Origin of the sequence: Halocatena salina, from assembly GCF_023115355.1 — an archaeon.
GTDB classification, from domain to species: Archaea; Halobacteriota; Halobacteria; order Halobacteriales; family Haloarculaceae; genus Halocatena; species Halocatena salina.
In genome coordinates, this window is record NZ_CP096019.1 from 124,344 (window position 1) to 141,135 (window position 16,792).

Consider the following 16,792-nt stretch of genomic DNA (forward strand, 5'->3'; position numbering starts at 1 on the left):
ACAATATCGTTTAGGAAATTATTATATAGTGTGGGTATATCATACTAAATGGTACCCAGGAGGTTGGGGACACAGTACACGCTCCAGTGAAGATAGCATCGACTGCCGATCCGTCGTTTGACGTTCGGTACTGTTGACTGTGGATCAGCTCCGACAACAGGGCTGTTTCTACCGGTGGTAGCGGAGAGCATCGGACGACGAACGAATGACAGTTCAGCATACGACAGCGAACAACGCAACACGATGAAGTTCACACGACGCACCGTTCTTCGGAAGGTATCGGCACTGTCAGCAGTGACGCTCGCCACGAGCGGGATCGCCGCGGCGGCGGACTGTAGCGGACAGACACAATGGGATTCGAACACGGCCTACAGCGGCGGCGATCGCGTGGTGTACGACGAGGCGCTCTGGGAGGCGCAGTGGTGGACGCAGGGTAACGAACCGGACACCGCAGACAGCGTTTGGTCCAAGGTAGGCGACTGTAACGGTGATGGCGGTGGCAACCAGTCGCCGACCGCCTCATTCACGGCCACACCCACAGCACCAACACCGGACGAATCGATCACGTTCGACGCGAGTGGCTCCACTGACGCTGATGGCACCATCAGTAGTTATGAGTGGGAGCTCGGTGACGGCACCACGACGACCGGCCAGTCGATCACTCACACTTACGGCTCGGCGGGTGAGTACACCGTGACGCTCACTGTCACCGACGACGCTGGCGCGACCGGCTCAGACACCACGACAGTCGTCGTCAGGACTGACGGCGGGGGTGGAACCACCAGTAACCGGATCGTGGCGTACTGGATGCAGTGGGCGCAGTACGATCGTGGCTACGTGCCTGCCGACATCCCGTTTGAGGACATCACCCACTTACAGTACGCGTTCATGCGACCCGAACAGGACGGATCGATCTCCGGTGTGGGAGACAGCTATGGACAGCGCTACCTCTTCCCTGAATCGTGGCACGATGTGACGACGATCGCCGATCTGAACGAACAGCACCCAGACGTCACGTTCCTCATTTCCATCGGCGGGTGGAACGATTCGGAGAACTTCTCGGACGCTGCGCTCACCGAGAGTTCACGTCAGACGTTCGCGGATGAGTGTGTCCGGATCATTCGGGACGGTGGGGTTGACGGTGTTGACATCGACTGGGAGTATCCCGGCGGGGGCGGCCACCCGGACAACACAGTCCGTGACGGTGATCAAGAGCGCTTTACGTTGCTCCTTCAGGCTGTCCGTGATGCGCTTGATGTGGCTGGTCAGGAGGATGGAACGGAGTACCACCTCAGCACGGCGATGAGTGCAGACCCAGAGACAGCGAGCGGTCTCGAACACGGCACGCTTTCGTCGCTACTCGATTTCACGTCGATCATGACGTTCGACTACCGAGGCGGATTCAGCGACTACACGGGTCACCAGTCGCCGCTGTATGAGAATCCAGCCGACCCGGCGTCAAACTCTGCGGAGTGGAACGTCTCTAGCGCGCTACAGTGGTACGTCGATCAGGGATGGGATCCCGGGCAGCTGAACATGGCAATGCCGTTTTACGGCCGCAGTTTTGCGGGCGTCGAAGCGCCGAGCGGAGACGTTGGGAACGGTGTCGATGACGGGCTCTTCCAAAACTTCAGCGGAACGGGGAGCGGCTCCTTCCCACCGGACACACAAGAGAGCGGCATCTACGACTACTGGGACATCGCCACCTCGGGGGGTGAGCGTTCGGGGGGACAGGTCGATCTTTCCCAACCCGGCTGGGAAACCACCTACGACGACACCGCGGTGTCAGCGTGGAGCTACAACCAGGATGAATCGCTCGTGATCAGCCACGAAACCCCACAAACCGTCGAGGAGAAGATGGCGTGGCTTTCGAACAGCGACTACGGCGGTACGATGCTCTGGGCGCTATCACACGATACAGTGGACCACACGCTGTTGACGAGGCTCAGTGACACGCTGCTGTGAACGAGGAAGCGTTGCTAACGGGGGCCGAACGAGATCCGTCGACAGTTCCCATCCGGGCTGTTTGCGCTTGATGGATCACATACCCGGTCGCCCGTTACGGTTCGGAAGATCAACCAGCACCGGATTAGAACACTGAACACGACCAATGACACGAGAATCCTTCGAACAAACCCGTCGTGGAATGCTCCGCACGACGGCGACCCTGCTCGCTATGGGCGGTATCGGAACAGTATCAGCAACACAGTATCCAGCGTGGAATTCGGAGACGTTGTACAACGCCGGTGATCGCGTCACACACGATGGCTCGGTCTGGGAGGCAACAGGCCCATCACGGAATGCTGAACCATCGGCGTCGTCGGCGTATTGGAAAGTTTCGAACGGTGAGAGCGGTGAAAACGATGGAGACAGCGGAACCGCCGGCGCGTCGGTGTTTGCTCCGTACAACCACATGACGACGAACACGGAGACTAGCCTCCTCGATCAGTACCAGCAGGCTGGCAACGATGCGGTGACAGCGGCGTTCGTCCTCTCAGATGGCAACGGAAACGCGGCGTGGGACGGGGCGGCAGACATGCACGTCGGCGAGGCTGGTTTAGCATCGGAAATACAAGCCTATCAGGATCAGGGTGGCACCGTGATCGTCTCCTTCGGAGGGGCGGTCGGGACGATGATCGCACAGGACACCTCTGACATCGCCAAGATCAAAACAGAGTATCAGGATGTCATCGACACCTACGGCGTGACTCACCTCGATTTCGATATCGAGTCGGTCGACCAGGCGGCAGTCGATCGGCGCAACCAGGCGCTCTCGGAACTCCAGGACGAAAACGCCGAGTTACAGGTGTCCTATACCTTGCGCTGTCGGACGACTGGACTCACCAGCCATGGCCAGTACGTCGTCGAAAGCGCGAAACGCCACGGCGTCGATCTCGGGTTCATCAACGTTATGACGATGAACTACGGCTGGGTTCCGCCGAGCGCGAGTACGATCACGGATTCGGCCAACGGCACGCACTCCGATCTGGCGTCGATCTTCCCGAATAGATCCGCCGCAGAGATCTGGCAGATGGTCGGACTCACGCCGATGATCGGCGTCAACAACGTCGGTGGCACCCACGCGTTAGCGGACGCACAGGACGTCGCATCGTTCGTCCAGAACACGGGTGTCGGCCTCGTGTCGTTCTGGTCGCTCGACCGGGACAACGGTGGCTGTCCGGACGGCTCGGTGTCGGCCACCTGTAGCGGCATCTCACAGTCCCCCTACGAATTCTCCCAGATCTACAATCAAGTGCAATGAGAACGGTACTGACGCGGATCAGAGACACGTGGAAAATAACAAACCTAACACGATGAAATACACACGACGCACCATCCTTCGGAAGGTATCGGCACTGTCAGCAGTGACGCTCGCCACGAGCGGGATCGCCGCGGCGGCGGACTGTAGTGGACAGGCACAGTGGGATTCAAACACGGCCTACAGCGGCGGTGATCGCGTGGTGTACGACGAGGCGCTCTGGGAGGCGCAGTGGTGGACGCAGGGTAACGAGCCCGACACCGCAGACAGCGTTTGGTCTAAGGTCGGTGACTGCAACGGCGACGGTGGCGGTGGCGACGACGGTGGCGGTGGCGACGACGGTGGGAAAGAAAACGACGTGTTCGCTCCATACGAGGGGACATGGGGTGATCTCGTCGGAAACACACGGGCGGCGAGCACAAATCGCGTGATCGCCTCGTTCGTCGGTGACGCGACGGCTGGCGACGGAGTGAATCCCGGTTGGCTCACGTCCGCCGGTCAGCGACCGCTCTCGGATTTCACCGACGAGATCCAGACGCTCCAAGAACAGGGAATCGACGTGTGGGTCGCCATCGGCGGGTGGCACGGACGGACGGTCGCCCGCGACGCGAGCGATGCAACTGAGGCGAAACAGGGCTACGAGGAGATCATCGACACGCTTGGAGTTACACACATCGACATCGACGACGAGAACGCACAAGGTGGACGGCCCGACAGCGTCTACCGGATCCGGAACGAGGCCCTGGCAATGCTCCAAGCCGAGCGCCCGGACGTGAAAGTTTCCTATACGGTTCCTGCCGGTCGGAACGGCATCGAGAACCGGAACTACTCGCCCGCCAAGGAGATGGTCAGTGACGCCGTCAGCGCGGGCGTCGATCTCGAGTACGTCAACATCATGACCATGGACTTCAACCCCACGACCGCCGAGATCATCCGCTCGGCGGGCGAAGGCACAGTCCAATGGCTCGAGCAGATCTACCCCAACAAATCGACCCAGGAACGCTGGGAAATGCTCGGTGTCACACCGAACATCGGTGAATCAGGATTCACGACGGATACGGCCAGCGCCGTCGTCGAATGGGCAGAACAACAGGACATCGGGCTACTCACGTTCTGGGCGCTGTATAAGTCCAGTTCCGTAGCCCAATCGGAGATCTTCTACCAGTTCGAAAACGGTGGAAACTAAGCTGGTCGGAAGCCCACCCTCCGTGTGGCGACTGATACGGATACCGGTGTGAGTCGGGCTTGTCCGTGTGTTTTTTCGAACGTAATATCTATCGGAAAAACCGATAGTAAAATATAGTTGGCTATGAAAGATGACGATATGCTGCCATCGATAGTTACCATCACGCAGACACTCCGAGAGTGGATACCGCTTCCGGATTTCGGGATGGACGATGAGACGTCGTTCGCGTACTGGTTGTTGCTACCGGCGCTGGCGATGATGTTCGTCATTCATTTCATCCCGATTGTATGGGGAGTTATCATCAGCTTCATGCGAGTCGATGCGGAGTACATTACCGATTGGACCCAAGCGCCGTTCATCGGGGTGGAACATTATCTTGCGATCTTCGATATGAACACCGCTGTCGGCTCATCGTTTTGGACCGCGCTTCGGCAGACGTTTCTGTTCGGCATCGGGACCACGATCGGCGTGTACGTGTTGGGGTTGGTAACTGCGCTGTTGTTGAACAGAAACTTTCGCGGGAAGCTCATGGCACGAACGGTTGTGTTGGTGCCGTACATCGCGCCAGCGGTTGCGACGGTGTTCATCTGGCGCATGATGCTCAGCTCCGAAACGGGGATCATCAACGAGATGCTCATGACTCTCGGTCTCATCAACGATGAGATCTTTTGGCTCGTCGGTGAGAACTCCATTTATTCGATTATCATCGTTAACATCTGGAAGAATTTCCCGTTTGCAGCGATCATGCTGTACGCGGGATTACAGTCGATCCCCGAGCAGTTGTACGAAGCGGCTGCCATCGATGGTGCCAGCCGATGGGCGACGTTCCGTCACATCACGTTCCCGCAGCTCAAACCAGTCACGGCCGTTATCGTGCTGTTGATGATCGTTTGGTCGTTCATCAACTTCACAATCCCCTACCTGTTGTTGGGACAACAGCCGAGTCCATCGGGTGAGGTACTGATGTTATTCATCTACAATTACGCGTTCAAGAACCTGACGTACGGTCTCGGCGCGGCGTTGTCAGTGATCCTGCTCGTCGTTGCAATGGTGCTCTCGTATCTCTACTACAAGAAGACGATGGAGTCGAACGTACAAGGGGGTGCGATCTGAGATGTCGGTGTTGCCAGAGGAGTTTCAGCTGTCGTCCACTGGACGGGAACTCATCGCTGACGCGGTCGCAAAGTTCCTATTGGGGATCGTGTTGTTATTCGCGTTGTTTCCGATCTGGATGATGATCATAACGAGCTTCAACGAACGCTCACAGCTGTTACAATCGGGTGTAACGCTGATTCCCACCACGTTCCACGTGGAGAACTACATCAACATGTGGAACCGTTTCCCCCTCGTTGATTACTTCCTCAACAGCCTCATCATCTCCGGAGCGACGACGGTTATCTGTCTACTGGTGGCGAGTCTGGCAGCGTATTCGTTCTCCCGCTATGACTTCCCAGGCAAGGACCTGTTCGGACTGACGATCTTGAGCACGCAGATGATCCCCGGAGTGCTCATTCTGATTCCGATGTTCATGATGTTTATCACGATACAAGAAAGACTCATGATCGATATGGTGAACACCTACCACGGGATTATCTTCATCTACTCGACGTTCACAGTCCCGTTTGCCATCTGGATGCTTCGTGGGTATTTCGACACCATCCCGACGGCGCTCGAAGAGGCCGCGCGCATCGACGGCTGTACGCGGACCCAAGCGCTGTTTTACATCGTGTTGCCGCTTGCTTTGCCCGGCATCGCCGCGACGGGGATGTTCGTATTCATTATCGCGTTCAACGAGGTGCTGTTCGCCTCAGTGATGGCATCGGACAACGTGACACCCTTTGCGATCGGTATTCAGGAGTTCAATACGAACACACGGACTTACTGGACCGAGATGATGGCCGCCGCAACGGTTTCGTCCGTGCCGTTGCTGTTGATCTTCGTCCTCTTTCAAAGACAGATCGTCTCGGGACTCACCGCCGGAGGCGTCAAGCAGTGATCGAACCTTCGATCGTACAGAAAACTATTATATAGGAGAGTTGCCAATACACGTATACATGGGAACGGTCGAACTGCGGAATCTCACGAAAACGTTCGGTAGCGGTGAGAACGCGATCGTCGCCGTCGACGATCTCTCGATCCAGCTCGAAGACGGCGAGTTTCTGGTACTAGTCGGGCCATCCGGGTGTGGGAAGTCGACGACACTCCGAATGACGGCCGGACTAGAAACGGCCACTGCTGGCGACATCCGGATCGACGACACATCGGTCACGGACCGGGAGCCACGAGATCGGGACATCGCTATGGTGTTCCAGAACTACGCGTTGTATCCCCACATGACGGCTCGGGAGAACATGTCGTTCGGTCTCAAGATGAACACCGACCGATCCGAGACAGAGATCACCGAGCGCGTCGAGGAGGTCGCCGAGATCATGGGGATCGAGGAACTTCTGGGTGACGAGCCGAGCGAACTGTCCGGTGGACAACAACAGCGCGTGGCGCTCGGGCGCGCCATCGTCCGCGATCCGGAGGTGTTCCTGATGGACGAACCACTCTCGAATTTGGACGCAAAACTTCGAACCCAGATGCGAACCGAACTTCAGGCACTCCAGGAGGATCTCGAAACGACGACGATCTACGTGACTCACGATCAGACCGAAGCGATGACGATGGGCGATCGAATTGCCGTGCTTGACGACGGCGAACTCCAGCAGATCGGGACACCGCTAGAATGTTATAATCGACCGGCAAACAGATTCGTCGCGGGCTTCATCGGCTCACCGTCGATGAACTTCATCGACGTCACCCTCGAAGACGGTGCGTTGGTCCATCCCGAATTCGAATACGATTTAGCGGAGCCGACGCTCGAAACCCTGAATGGACAGACTGATCTCGTTTTGGGAGTTCGACCCGAGGATATCGAACTCGCGGAGACGGGCGGTATCGAGGCATCCGCGCAGGTAATCGAGCCACTCGGGGATTTCTCTCACCTTCACGCGTCGATCGGGAGCGATACGGTTACTGTCACCGTTGCGGCCGGTACAGCCGTTCCGAGAGACGAACCACTCGGACTGTCGCTCCCCGAAGAACGGATCCATCTGTTCGATCGAGTGTCAGGAGCCGCACTCAAAAACAGCGACGCCCCTGTCGAAAACGTTCACCTGCTGACTGCGTGATGTGGTGCGATGCCGTCAGTAGTCAGAGGAGAGTAATCCGGCAGCAGCAGTCAAGGAGTATCGAACTCGATGACGGTTTTGATCCGCTCGTTTCCCGTCTCGAACGCCGCACCGACGTCATCGGGCGCGTAGACATCCGTGATGAGCGCGTCCACGAACCAGTCGGGAAACGCTGTGAGCGTTTCTCTTGCCTGCTCGTACTGGCTTTGATTCGAATTGACACTCCCGAACACCGCTTTGTTGTGTAACACCAGTTCGCGGTGGAGCTGCCCGCCGTCGATCTCGAACGTCCAGTCGTCGGGAAGCCCCAACAGCGCAGCGACGCCGTTCGATTCCAACGCCGCGATCGATTCGAACGCGTGTTTCGCGTAGCCGGTCGCCTCATAGAGGAAATCCACAGCCTCGTACGTCTCAGGGATCGATGCCACGGGCGTCTCACGGGAATCGATGTAGATGCCGTCGAGCCGCTCGATGATGTCGATCGTCGGATCCGGTCGGTCCCGTCGCCCGAGACAGTACGTGGTATCGAACCCCTTGACAGTCATCATGGCGAGCGTCAACAGCCCGAGCGGACCGTTTCCGAGGATGAGAGCACTCTCGGGTTCCCACTCGAATGCCGACCGCGCAGCTATCGCATGCTCGATCGCCTTCTCGGAGTTGCTGATCGGTTCGACGAGAAAGCCGTGGCGAGCGAACGAGTCCGGTACCGAAACCAGATACTCCGGTTGGCTCGTGACGTACTCGGCCATGTAACCGTGTGCGCCGACGATACCGCGCTCAACGTACGTTCCCTCCGGAGCCATGTCCGGCTCGCCCCGTTCGAAATGGTTGTTCGGAGTATCGATTGGTCGCCGGACGGTCGGAACCACGAGCGATCCTTCTCGGAGGCCGGTCCCGTTCGCGTCTTCGACGACTGCGACGGCTTCGTGGCCGAGAATCTGATAGTCGTCCTCGGTCGGGAAACCGCCGTGATTGCCATCTATGACTTCGTGATCGGTGCCGTCAATCCCGACTCGGAGCGTCCGGAGCAGTGCCTCACCCGGATCCGGACTCGGTCGGTCGACCTCGATGACGCTTGGCTGATGCTCACCGCGCTCGACTGCGATCGCGTTCATCGTCGCCCTCCGACCGAGGAACGATCGAACGGTAGCGCTCCCACTCCGAACCGGATAGGGGTAGTTGACATGAACCACTGTTTCAGCCACCAAATAATAAATCCTCCGACGGGTTGGGAACAACCACGAGGGGAAACGACGACGATTATATTGTATTCATTCTGTCATTATGTTCACGTGTGATGGACCGGGCTCCGGTCGGCTGACCACCACCCAGTTCGGTGTACGACTTTAGATGACTGTCGGGAACAGACCGGCAGAGCAAGGACGTGATCGTTTATAACGTGTGAACAGTCAGTGGGTGTGCTCCTTTTCGGCGATGGGATTCACTCCAAGGAGGATGAAGGAGTTTGCTCTTGATCGCAATTACAGCCTCCGCGAGCGAGCAGTTCCGTAAGAGAGTGGCGTGTTTCACACGCCTCGCAGTACACGGTGATGGACGCCTGAACGTGGAACGGACCAAGAACGATGCGGTCGGCCGCTCTGAGCTGTGTGAGCTTCTGCTTGACGACGGTCGTCGTCCGGCCCACGAGACGCCCGAGGCTGTTTTGAGTGGTTTCGACGCTTATCTGTGTGTCCGTAGCGTCGTAAGATGCTCCTCGAACCTCTGTGAGATACGTTCTGATCGCCTGGTAGGTGACGAAGTGAGTGCGTAGCTCTTCGACGTCGATTCCTGCCCCTTCGAGTCGCCGTTGTGCCTCGATCTTCCGGCTCCGGCCGACGTCATCCGTCAGGAGCCGGTAGTAGTTGTCTGCTTCGCCATCAAGGGGATTCAGGCCCACATCGGACATGGCGCGGGTGAGGAGCCGCCGGTTGAACACATCTGCTAGCGTCCGGAGTCCGTCTCGTTCCCCGCTCGGTTTCGTCCACCGACGCTCTAACTCCGCACCGACCTCCGTAAGATCGTACTCTGCGATCAATCTGCCGACCTTCGTTCGTTCTGCTCGTTTCGATGTCGATGAATCCGAAGCGGTCACGATCCGATACAGGCGTTCGAGGAGAAAATGCCTCCCGGTCAGTGAGAGTACTACCGTTAGATCAGTTCCCTTCTCGGCTCGGTTCGCAGATAGAATAACACCATTACAACTGTTATTCGAACGCTGCGTGTCCACTCTGAGGACGTTCATACGTAGTGAACGATCGAAAGCAGCGTTTATTCTCACGTCTCCATCCGATCATAAAGTATTTGTTCTGTGTTTATAGATGTAAACTCGTATGCATCTGTTAGCCATCGTTGCCCACCCAGACGATGCCGACATCTTCTGTGGCGGAACGATCGCAAAGCACGCCGATCGTGGCGACACCGTGACGATCGCTCACATGACACGTGGAGAGTACGGCGGACTCGGATCAGAGACGGAAGCGGAGATCGCTACGGTTCGGGAATCGGAGGCCCGAGCGTCGGGTGAGGTGTTGGGTGCCGAGGAGGTGGTGTTTCTCGAGTTCGAGGACGGTCGCATCACCCACTCGCTGGAAAATCGGCTCCGAGTAGTCGACGTGATGCGCCGTTACGCTCCGGACATCGTTCTCACCCACTTTCAAGACGACATGCATCCGGACCATCAGGCGACGTCACGGCTCGTAACCGACGCGTATTATATGGCGTCGCTGCCGTTGGTAGAGACCGAACACCCCCCGTGTGATCCGGATAACGTGTATTTCTTCGGTAAGCCGACATCGACGTTCGAACCGACCTGTTTGGTCGACATCTCCGGCTACGAAGATCGGAAAACGGAGGCCATCAAACAACACGACTCACAGGTCGAATTTCTCACCGAACACGGAGGTATCGACGCGGAGTTCGACAACCTGATCGACAGCGTTCGGGCCGAAGACATGGTGTATGGCACACAGGTGGGTGCTGACGCCGCGGAAGGGTTCCTCCCGCTCCACGAACTCGCTCAGGAGTATCTAGTTTGATGAGGAACACTGCGATGGGATCGGTACTTGGTAGTCGATCGGATGACCAATACATGTGCTGTGTCAACAGCGAAAAATCAATGAGAGAAATCCAGACAGACGACGCACCAGCGAGTATAGGACCGTTTTCACAAGGTATCGTCCATGGAGATACGGTGTACGTTTCCGGACAGGGACCGATCGACCCCGACACCGGGGACGTGGTGGGTACCTCACCGGGCGAACAGACGCGGCAAACGCTCGAAAACGTCGAAGCGATCCTCGAAGCCGCGGACACGTCACTCGCCAATGTGGTGAAAACGACGGTGTTCATCGATGATATGCGCTACTACGATGCGGTCAATGAAGCGTACGAAGCGCTGCTTTCCAACCCGTATCCGGCCCGTAGCGCGGTCGAAGTCGTGAAACTGCCGGTCGACATCGACGTGGAAATCGAAGTCATCGCTGCACGTCCGGATCGACACGGACAGTAACGGCTGCCGACGGAACAAACTTGACAGAAGGTTATTAAATTATACTAATATAAGTATGAGATTATAAAATTATATCAGACGTGATCTCTTGGATGAGATTCTATAGTAGCATCAATATCGTATTCGAACAGTGAGATAGAATAGTAGTATCGCTGTATCGATGTCGATTCGTAGCCTTTCAACTAGTTACTCGATAGAAATAATACTGATATGTTATTCACGATCAAAGAATCTTTAGATCAGACCAAATCCGTGGTGTTAGTGTTAGTATGGGGAAAATCACTCTCCGATCGCTTACTTGCCAGAGAAATTTTTCGACAAAATATCGTATCTAAATTACTCTATATTCGTAAATACAGTATAAATCTATCATGTGTGACCTCGATTAGTTCACGTTCGCCTCCGTGTCGGACTCGGATACGACGCCGAGGGTGTCACCGACGTTGACATCGGGAATCTCCGTATCGACGCGAAGAATGGTCACTCCGTCGCGGGTATCGAGCACCCGTGCCGGATATCTATCTTCCTGTAACATATTTTCGAGTTTATCGAGTCGATCGAGAACCTGCTGTAAGGTGGATGCCTCGTTTTTCTGTGTCATGGGAGCTGACGGGCCGTGTGTGGTTTCAGATGCATCCACGCGGGATGAGTCGCCTGTTAGCTGGGGAATGTGCTCTGTGAGTACTGCGATGTCGAGTCCTTCGGCGGTGAGATCTACATCCGAGTAGCGATCAGTGGGAGGAAACGACAAGTTGTCATCGTCGTCAGGAAGACTCTCACCGATCCGTCGTGTCGTGTGTCCTGATGACTCGACTCGTTTACGGGTCATCGACGTCACCCACGGCGGCGGCGTCCACCCGTGATCGTTGAGAAGTGTATGGTGGGTTTGATCGTCCGTAACCCACACGTAGCTAGCAAACTTGTCTTTGTAGCGATCGGCCGCAGGGCCCGTCTGATGCATGACGACGACGTGGACCGGCATCAGTTGGTCCACTACCGTGTCGATCGAGTCGCGGGACGGATGGTTGCTGAGAAACTCGTCGTGAACGGTACAACTGGCGGTTCGAACGGGAGAATCGGCTCCCGACAGCACTTGAACGAGGGTTGCGCCCGGGTCGTCCTCGATCGCCGAAAACAGCCGATCGGCACTTTTCGTTTCTCCGCGTGTCGGTACCTCGGGACCGGCGATCGTGATGGCTCCGGATTCAAGAACGGCGTCGGGATCGGTAAACTCGATGTGGGTATTGACCGAAGGAATGTCGTATCCCAGCCGATCGGCCAGCGTCCCAGCGTGACCGACGAGCGTCACTGGCAGATACAGATCGTACTGGTGAGCGAGGTGGCCGAGCAGGTACGCGAGGTGAATCCCGGTCAGTCCGCTGGTGGTCGCAAGGACAGTCGAACCCGCGAGCGCGCGCTGGATGAGTTGTGATACCGTCTCTGTTAGCGTGGTTTCGATGTCATCACTTGCGGCCGCATTTAGTAGGAGTACATCGACGTCGACCGGTAGCTCCGGCTCAAACCCCGGATATCCCGCTGCCCGTCGCAGCGTGAAATCGCCCGTCATGAGTATCGTCCGGTGCTCGTTGCCGTCCTTGATTGATAACAGTATTCCGGTTGCCCCCGGCGTGTGACCCGCCGGGACCGGACGAACGCGTAGCCCATCGACGATCGTCGTCCAGTCCTCTAACGGCGTCAACCGATTGAGAACCGTTTCCCGTGTCTGATGGTCGGAAAATCCACCCCCAGCATCGATCACATCGGCGAGAATCGCCGCGGTGTCAGGCGCAGTGTAGATCGGTGCTGCATCACGGAGATTCTCCGCGAGCGTCGTGTAGTGGTCGAGGTGGGCGTGTGTCAAACAGATCGCCGTGAGATACTCATCATCTCCTTCGAGAAGATCGTCGATGTCGACACCCTCCCCAGCATCGATGAGAAGACAAACAGTCTGGTCGGGAAGAAGCCCCTCGATGCGAATAACCGCCGATTCACGCCCTGTAAACGGGTTTGCGTGTTGGTAGCTAATATGCATCTTTCGATCTGCTGTACAGTCGATCATCTGCGATTTTCGATGAGACGTTCGTGTTCCCGTCTCCCAACGGATATCGATACGAAATAGTCATGCCTCCAGTCGTGTGGTATGGTCAATCAATACATATGGATTGTGGGTTATTTCCAGATTTGTTTCTATATTAATATATTATAGGTTTATAGGATATTCAGATGAATAAATATATGTTATTGCACTTCTCTGGCGTATGGACAATCCTTCGACGATTTCTCTATAATATTTATTTTATTTATAGTGTATAGTGCTGATGAGCGTGTTTAGGGAGTTTCTATGTAATTCTCAAGAATTCTCGCTATATAGGTGGTGTATTTATTTATGTTTATAGTGATGTGCGATGTCCGTCGATGGGGAGAAGCATCACTCCATGTAGCCGAGTTGTTTGAGCCGATCAGTGACGTGGTCGTCCTGTTGTGGGTCGTCCCGTTTCTCGGGATCGATCGGATCCCTTCTGTCCCAGGACGGCGTCGAATCGAAGATCGGGAGCACCTCACCATGCATATCGGATGGAACATCGCTACCGGCGGAGACGAGCAATGTGGGTGCAATGTCGAGGATGCTGATTGGATCGATCTCGCCTTGTTCGTCGAACTCAGGTCCAGCGGCGAGAAAGATGCCATGGGGCGTGTTTTCGGCGGCCCAGCGGTCGGGTCCCGTCTGGACCGTTCCCCCACCGACGCCGTCATTGACGTGGACGCCCGGCCGCTGATCCACGACGATTTCGGGACCTTCGGAGGTGTACGGTCCTGTGTAGACATCGTGGCCGTGATTGACGGCAGTGAACAACGGTCCGTCCGCATCGGAGACGTCCTTGAGATCGTCGATGAGCTGTTTTGCCACCGACTGAGTGTCGAACTCGGGATTGAGATAGATCGGACCTTGGGCGCTCGCCACAGCTTTCGTTCCGTCTAGATTGATCGCATCGAGCTTGCGCCCCCGTTTGACGCCTGCACTCTGAGGCACCAGCTGTTGGATGCGTTCTGGAACCGTTTCGGCTAGCAGATCCACGATTCCTATCCGTTTCGCCACGGAAAGGACGTTTTCACGGTTGATACCCAGCGGACGGAACAGATCCTCAATCGTGCGCTGGCGCGCCTGATATCCGTTTTCGGCGAGCCATTCGTTGATGTAAAACTCCGTCGTGGTCGCTGCGCTCCCGTGATCGGAGACGACGACGAGATTCGTATCTTCCAGCTCGGAGAGTCGTCCAAGCCACTCATCGACGAGCGTCCACGCCCGTTTGGTCGGCGTGTCGTCCCAGAAGAAGTGATGGAGCACGTTGAGATAGAACAGCGTTACGTGCATGAAATCCAGCTCTTCGCGTTCGAAGAGATCGAGCGCGACCTCAAAGCGCGCGTCCAACAGCGAAAGGATTTCCTCGACTTCCGCGCCACGCTCATCGTTTGAGGAGATGAGTGGCTCGGGATGGACGCGGTAGTCGAACTCCGCTTCGAGATAGTCTGCGAGATCGTTGGGATAGGTGTACCCCGACTCGATCGACCGATACTCACCTTCGATCGTCGCTGGACCGCCACAAACGAGGACCCCATCGATTTCGCGGGGCGGATACATCGTCGGCATGTTGATCACACCGGTCGACAGGCCTGCATCATTGAGATAATCCCACAGCTCAGCGGTTCGGTAGTCCCGGCTGTCGGCCGTCGTGATCTCACCGTTGGCAAGATCGACACGCTCGAACCAGTACACGCCGAAGCCACCTGGATCTTTTCCCGACGAATAACATTTCCAGTTCGGAAACGTCACTGGAGGAAGACAGCTCCTGTGTTCGGCCCACACGCCTTCATTTCTGAGTAAAGCGAGGTTTGGGAGGTCTCCCGCCTCGATCCACGGGTCTAGGAGCCGCCAACTCGCTCCATCGAGACCAACGACGAACGTCCGGCTCATGTCCACAGCGACCACCCACCTGGTGATAGTCCTTGCCTTTTCGAAGAGTCCTCAGCGCGCTCCGAGACTACTGCTCTCCGGCCGCGATCGCGGTGAGGTCGAGACGCGTGACGGGATACCAGCCAGCGAGCGAGGGGAGGTAGACGCTGAGAAAGCGATCGACGAGGATCACCGGCGCGATGATCGGCTCAGCTACGCCGAGTGCGCCGAATACGAGCGTTGCGGATGCTTCCGCGACGCCGATTCCACCGGGCGTGATGGGTAGCAACGTCACGCTATAGGCCGTCACCAACACGACTGGCAGCATCACCGGAGAGAATCCGACGTTGAGCGCGTCAAGCAACAGCCCCACTCGCAGCCCTGGAAAGACCATTCGTGACGCGATCCATCCGCCGGTGTACAGTCCGATAACGCGATGATCGGTCAGCAGCGTGTCGAACACGTCGGCAACCCCGTCGCTGAACGAGGGTAGTCGTCCCGCCACCGCAGAGAAACCCCCTGAAACCAACGGTATCCGTTCGAGTCGACTACGAACGTTGCCGATAATCTGGGTGACACTGTCGAACTGCCAGCCAGCTAGCAAGGAACCGACGCCGACGAAGAGATACAGCGCGATCGAACCAGCGAGTACGATCAACAGTCCGGGAGAAAATTCAGGCAAAAAGAACGCCAGTCCGATCGCCGCGACGAAACCGTTACAAACGGCGTACAGCGCCGTATGAACGCCGGCGATCGTGACGACCTCACTCCAGTCGTACCGGGTGTAATGACGGAGGACGAGAGGTGCGATCGACCGACCGGACAAGCGTGATGGGAGGATCTGGTTAACGAAGTTGGTGATCAACGTCGTGCGAGCCGCAGTGGAAAACGGTGTCGTGCTGACGCCGTTGAGCAACACGTGCCACATCGAGAACCGACAGAGGGTTTCTGCAACGCTTGCGGCGAGAATCACGGCCACGACGCCGTAGTGTATTCCGTCTATCACTGTCAGAACACGCTCCCATTCGGCGTTGACGACCAACCAGAGCAACGCAGCTCCACCGAGCGCGTACTGAAACAGTTTGAGCAGCCACCGGTAGCTCGATCCCGAGATCAATCCCATGCGATCATCGTCCCCTTCATCCGTGTGATGGTCGGAGGAACTACTCGGCTGTTCCGGTTCCGATCTGCCGACGAGGGAGAAATATGCGTTGTGTGGTTTCGGTGGTGTCTGCCGCTTCGATAGCGTATTTCCTGTGGCTGTGTGTTATTTGAATCATGTCTAACAGCCAAGCAGCTACCACAGGAAAATCGTCTACATTCACCGGGCTTCCGTCGGGTATCGTTCCGTACGTAGCCATCCTCGCTGCACTCGTCTCAGCCGCCATTCACTTGTGGCTCGCCCCAGTGGTGATCGAGTTCGATACGATGCAAGCGGTCCTGTTCGTTCTGGCCGCGCTCGGGTTTATCGGCGGAATCGGTGTGTTTCTGACCCGGTACTGGCGGCAGGAGTTTTATCCGGTTGCGATCTTGTTCTCGCTCGCCCAAATTATCGCGTTTTTCGTGTTGGAAGGACCACTCAGCAATCTCGCGATCGCCTCGAAAACGGCCGAAGCCGTCTTCATCGTCGCCGCAGCGTATCTCTACGTGAGTGGTGGGCGCGGGGACCAGGCAGTCACTTCCTCTCAGCCGGAGTCCTGATTCGAGGACACAT

14 protein-coding genes are annotated in these 16,792 nt (G+C 56.7%); 9 read left to right on the plus strand and 5 right to left on the minus strand.

Annotated features, from left to right (window positions below):
• The first annotated feature begins 243 nt into the window (after positions 1-243).
• The 6 genes from MW046_RS00610 to MW046_RS00635 all read left to right on the plus strand — a co-directional run bounded on the left by MW046_RS00610 (position 244) and on the right by MW046_RS00635 (position 7,618).
• The gene (locus MW046_RS00610) at positions 244-1,965 is read left to right on the plus strand and encodes a glycosyl hydrolase family 18 protein (RefSeq protein WP_282190218.1); all 1,722 of its coding nucleotides are present in this window, start codon (positions 244-246) and stop codon (positions 1,963-1,965) included.
• 145 nt (positions 1,966-2,110) lie between these two features.
• Positions 2,111-3,262, plus strand: a complete 1,152-nt coding sequence (locus tag MW046_RS00615) for a glycosyl hydrolase family 18 protein (RefSeq protein WP_247993642.1) — start codon at positions 2,111-2,113, stop codon at positions 3,260-3,262.
• 52 nt (positions 3,263-3,314) lie between these two features.
• Positions 3,315-4,445 carry a carbohydrate-binding protein gene (locus MW046_RS19380; RefSeq protein ID WP_282190219.1) on the plus strand — a complete coding sequence of 377 codons (1,131 nt, stop codon included), beginning with the start codon at positions 3,315-3,317 and terminating at the stop codon, positions 4,443-4,445.
• 123 nt (positions 4,446-4,568) lie between these two features.
• Positions 4,569-5,558 (plus strand): carbohydrate ABC transporter permease, encoded by a 990-nt coding sequence (locus MW046_RS00625; protein ID WP_247993643.1) that lies wholly within the window; start codon positions 4,569-4,571, stop codon positions 5,556-5,558.
• Between the two features lies 1 nt (position 5,559).
• On the plus strand, positions 5,560-6,441 hold the full coding sequence (locus MW046_RS00630; protein WP_247993644.1) for a carbohydrate ABC transporter permease: 882 nt from the start codon (positions 5,560-5,562) through the stop codon (positions 6,439-6,441).
• A gap of 58 nt (positions 6,442-6,499) precedes the next feature.
• The gene (locus MW046_RS00635) at positions 6,500-7,618 is read left to right on the plus strand and encodes an ABC transporter ATP-binding protein (protein WP_247993645.1); all 1,119 of its coding nucleotides are present in this window, start codon (positions 6,500-6,502) and stop codon (positions 7,616-7,618) included.
• Positions 7,619-7,668: 50 nt separating this feature from the next.
• Here MW046_RS00635 and MW046_RS00640 read toward each other — a convergent pair whose 3' ends face one another.
• Complete coding sequence (locus MW046_RS00640) at positions 7,669-8,733, minus strand: glucose 1-dehydrogenase (RefSeq protein WP_247994787.1); 1,065 nt, start codon at positions 8,731-8,733, stop codon at positions 7,669-7,671.
• A gap of 326 nt (positions 8,734-9,059) precedes the next feature.
• Positions 9,060-9,710 (minus strand): rod-determining factor RdfA, encoded by a 651-nt coding sequence (gene rdfA, locus MW046_RS00645; protein ID WP_247993646.1) that lies wholly within the window; start codon positions 9,708-9,710, stop codon positions 9,060-9,062.
• Positions 9,711-9,948: 238 nt separating this feature from the next.
• On the opposite strand from rdfA, the gene MW046_RS00650 reads away from it, so the two are divergent.
• Both MW046_RS00650 and MW046_RS00655 read left to right on the plus strand, forming a co-directional pair.
• A complete protein-coding gene (locus tag MW046_RS00650; RefSeq protein ID WP_247993647.1) occupies positions 9,949-10,653 on the plus strand; it encodes a PIG-L deacetylase family protein in 705 nt (234 codons plus the stop codon).
• A gap of 80 nt (positions 10,654-10,733) precedes the next feature.
• Positions 10,734-11,126, plus strand: coding sequence for a Rid family detoxifying hydrolase (locus MW046_RS00655; RefSeq protein ID WP_247993648.1), 393 nt, complete (start codon positions 10,734-10,736; stop codon positions 11,124-11,126).
• Between the two features lie 385 nt (positions 11,127-11,511).
• Here MW046_RS00655 and MW046_RS00660 read toward each other — a convergent pair whose 3' ends face one another.
• The 3 genes from MW046_RS00660 to MW046_RS00670 form a co-directional block, all read right to left on the minus strand.
• The gene (locus MW046_RS00660) at positions 11,512-13,185 is read right to left on the minus strand and encodes an MBL fold metallo-hydrolase (RefSeq protein WP_247993649.1); all 1,674 of its coding nucleotides are present in this window, start codon (positions 13,183-13,185) and stop codon (positions 11,512-11,514) included.
• Between the two features lie 369 nt (positions 13,186-13,554).
• Positions 13,555-15,099 carry an alkaline phosphatase family protein gene (locus tag MW046_RS00665; RefSeq protein ID WP_247993650.1) on the minus strand — a complete coding sequence of 515 codons (1,545 nt, stop codon included), beginning with the start codon at positions 15,097-15,099 and terminating at the stop codon, positions 13,555-13,557.
• A gap of 67 nt (positions 15,100-15,166) precedes the next feature.
• Entirely contained in the window at positions 15,167-16,201 is a 1,035-nt protein-coding gene (locus MW046_RS00670) for a lysylphosphatidylglycerol synthase transmembrane domain-containing protein (RefSeq protein ID WP_247993651.1), read from the minus strand.
• Positions 16,202-16,356: 155 nt separating this feature from the next.
• Here MW046_RS00670 and MW046_RS00675 point away from each other — a divergent pair, with 155 nt between their 5' ends.
• Positions 16,357-16,779: a DUF7475 family protein gene (locus tag MW046_RS00675; protein WP_247993652.1), complete on the plus strand. Its 423-nt coding sequence runs from the start codon at positions 16,357-16,359 to the stop codon at positions 16,777-16,779.
• Positions 16,780-16,792 lie beyond the last annotated feature (13 nt).

Coding starts and splice junctions, on each gene's coding strand:
- MW046_RS00610 (WP_282190218.1), top strand. CDS start 244: ATGAAGTTCACACGACGCACCGTTCTTCGGAAGGTATCGGCACTGTCA.
- MW046_RS00615 (WP_247993642.1), top strand. CDS start 2,111: ATGACACGAGAATCCTTCGAACAAACCCGTCGTGGAATGCTCCGCACG.
- MW046_RS19380 (WP_282190219.1), top strand. CDS start 3,315: ATGAAATACACACGACGCACCATCCTTCGGAAGGTATCGGCACTGTCA.
- MW046_RS00625 (WP_247993643.1), top strand. CDS start 4,569: ATGAAAGATGACGATATGCTGCCATCGATAGTTACCATCACGCAGACA.
- MW046_RS00630 (WP_247993644.1), top strand. CDS start 5,560: ATGTCGGTGTTGCCAGAGGAGTTTCAGCTGTCGTCCACTGGACGGGAA.
- MW046_RS00635 (WP_247993645.1), top strand. CDS start 6,500: ATGGGAACGGTCGAACTGCGGAATCTCACGAAAACGTTCGGTAGCGGT.
- MW046_RS00640 (WP_247994787.1), bottom strand. CDS start 8,733: ATGAACGCGATCGCAGTCGAGCGCGGTGAGCATCAGCCAAGCGTCATC.
- MW046_RS00650 (WP_247993647.1), top strand. CDS start 9,949: ATGCATCTGTTAGCCATCGTTGCCCACCCAGACGATGCCGACATCTTC.
- MW046_RS00655 (WP_247993648.1), top strand. CDS start 10,734: ATGAGAGAAATCCAGACAGACGACGCACCAGCGAGTATAGGACCGTTT.
- MW046_RS00660 (WP_247993649.1), bottom strand. CDS start 13,185: ATGATCGACTGTACAGCAGATCGAAAGATGCATATTAGCTACCAACAC.
- MW046_RS00665 (WP_247993650.1), bottom strand. CDS start 15,099: ATGAGCCGGACGTTCGTCGTTGGTCTCGATGGAGCGAGTTGGCGGCTC.
- MW046_RS00670 (WP_247993651.1), bottom strand. CDS start 16,201: ATGGGATTGATCTCGGGATCGAGCTACCGGTGGCTGCTCAAACTGTTT.
- MW046_RS00675 (WP_247993652.1), top strand. CDS start 16,357: ATGTCTAACAGCCAAGCAGCTACCACAGGAAAATCGTCTACATTCACC.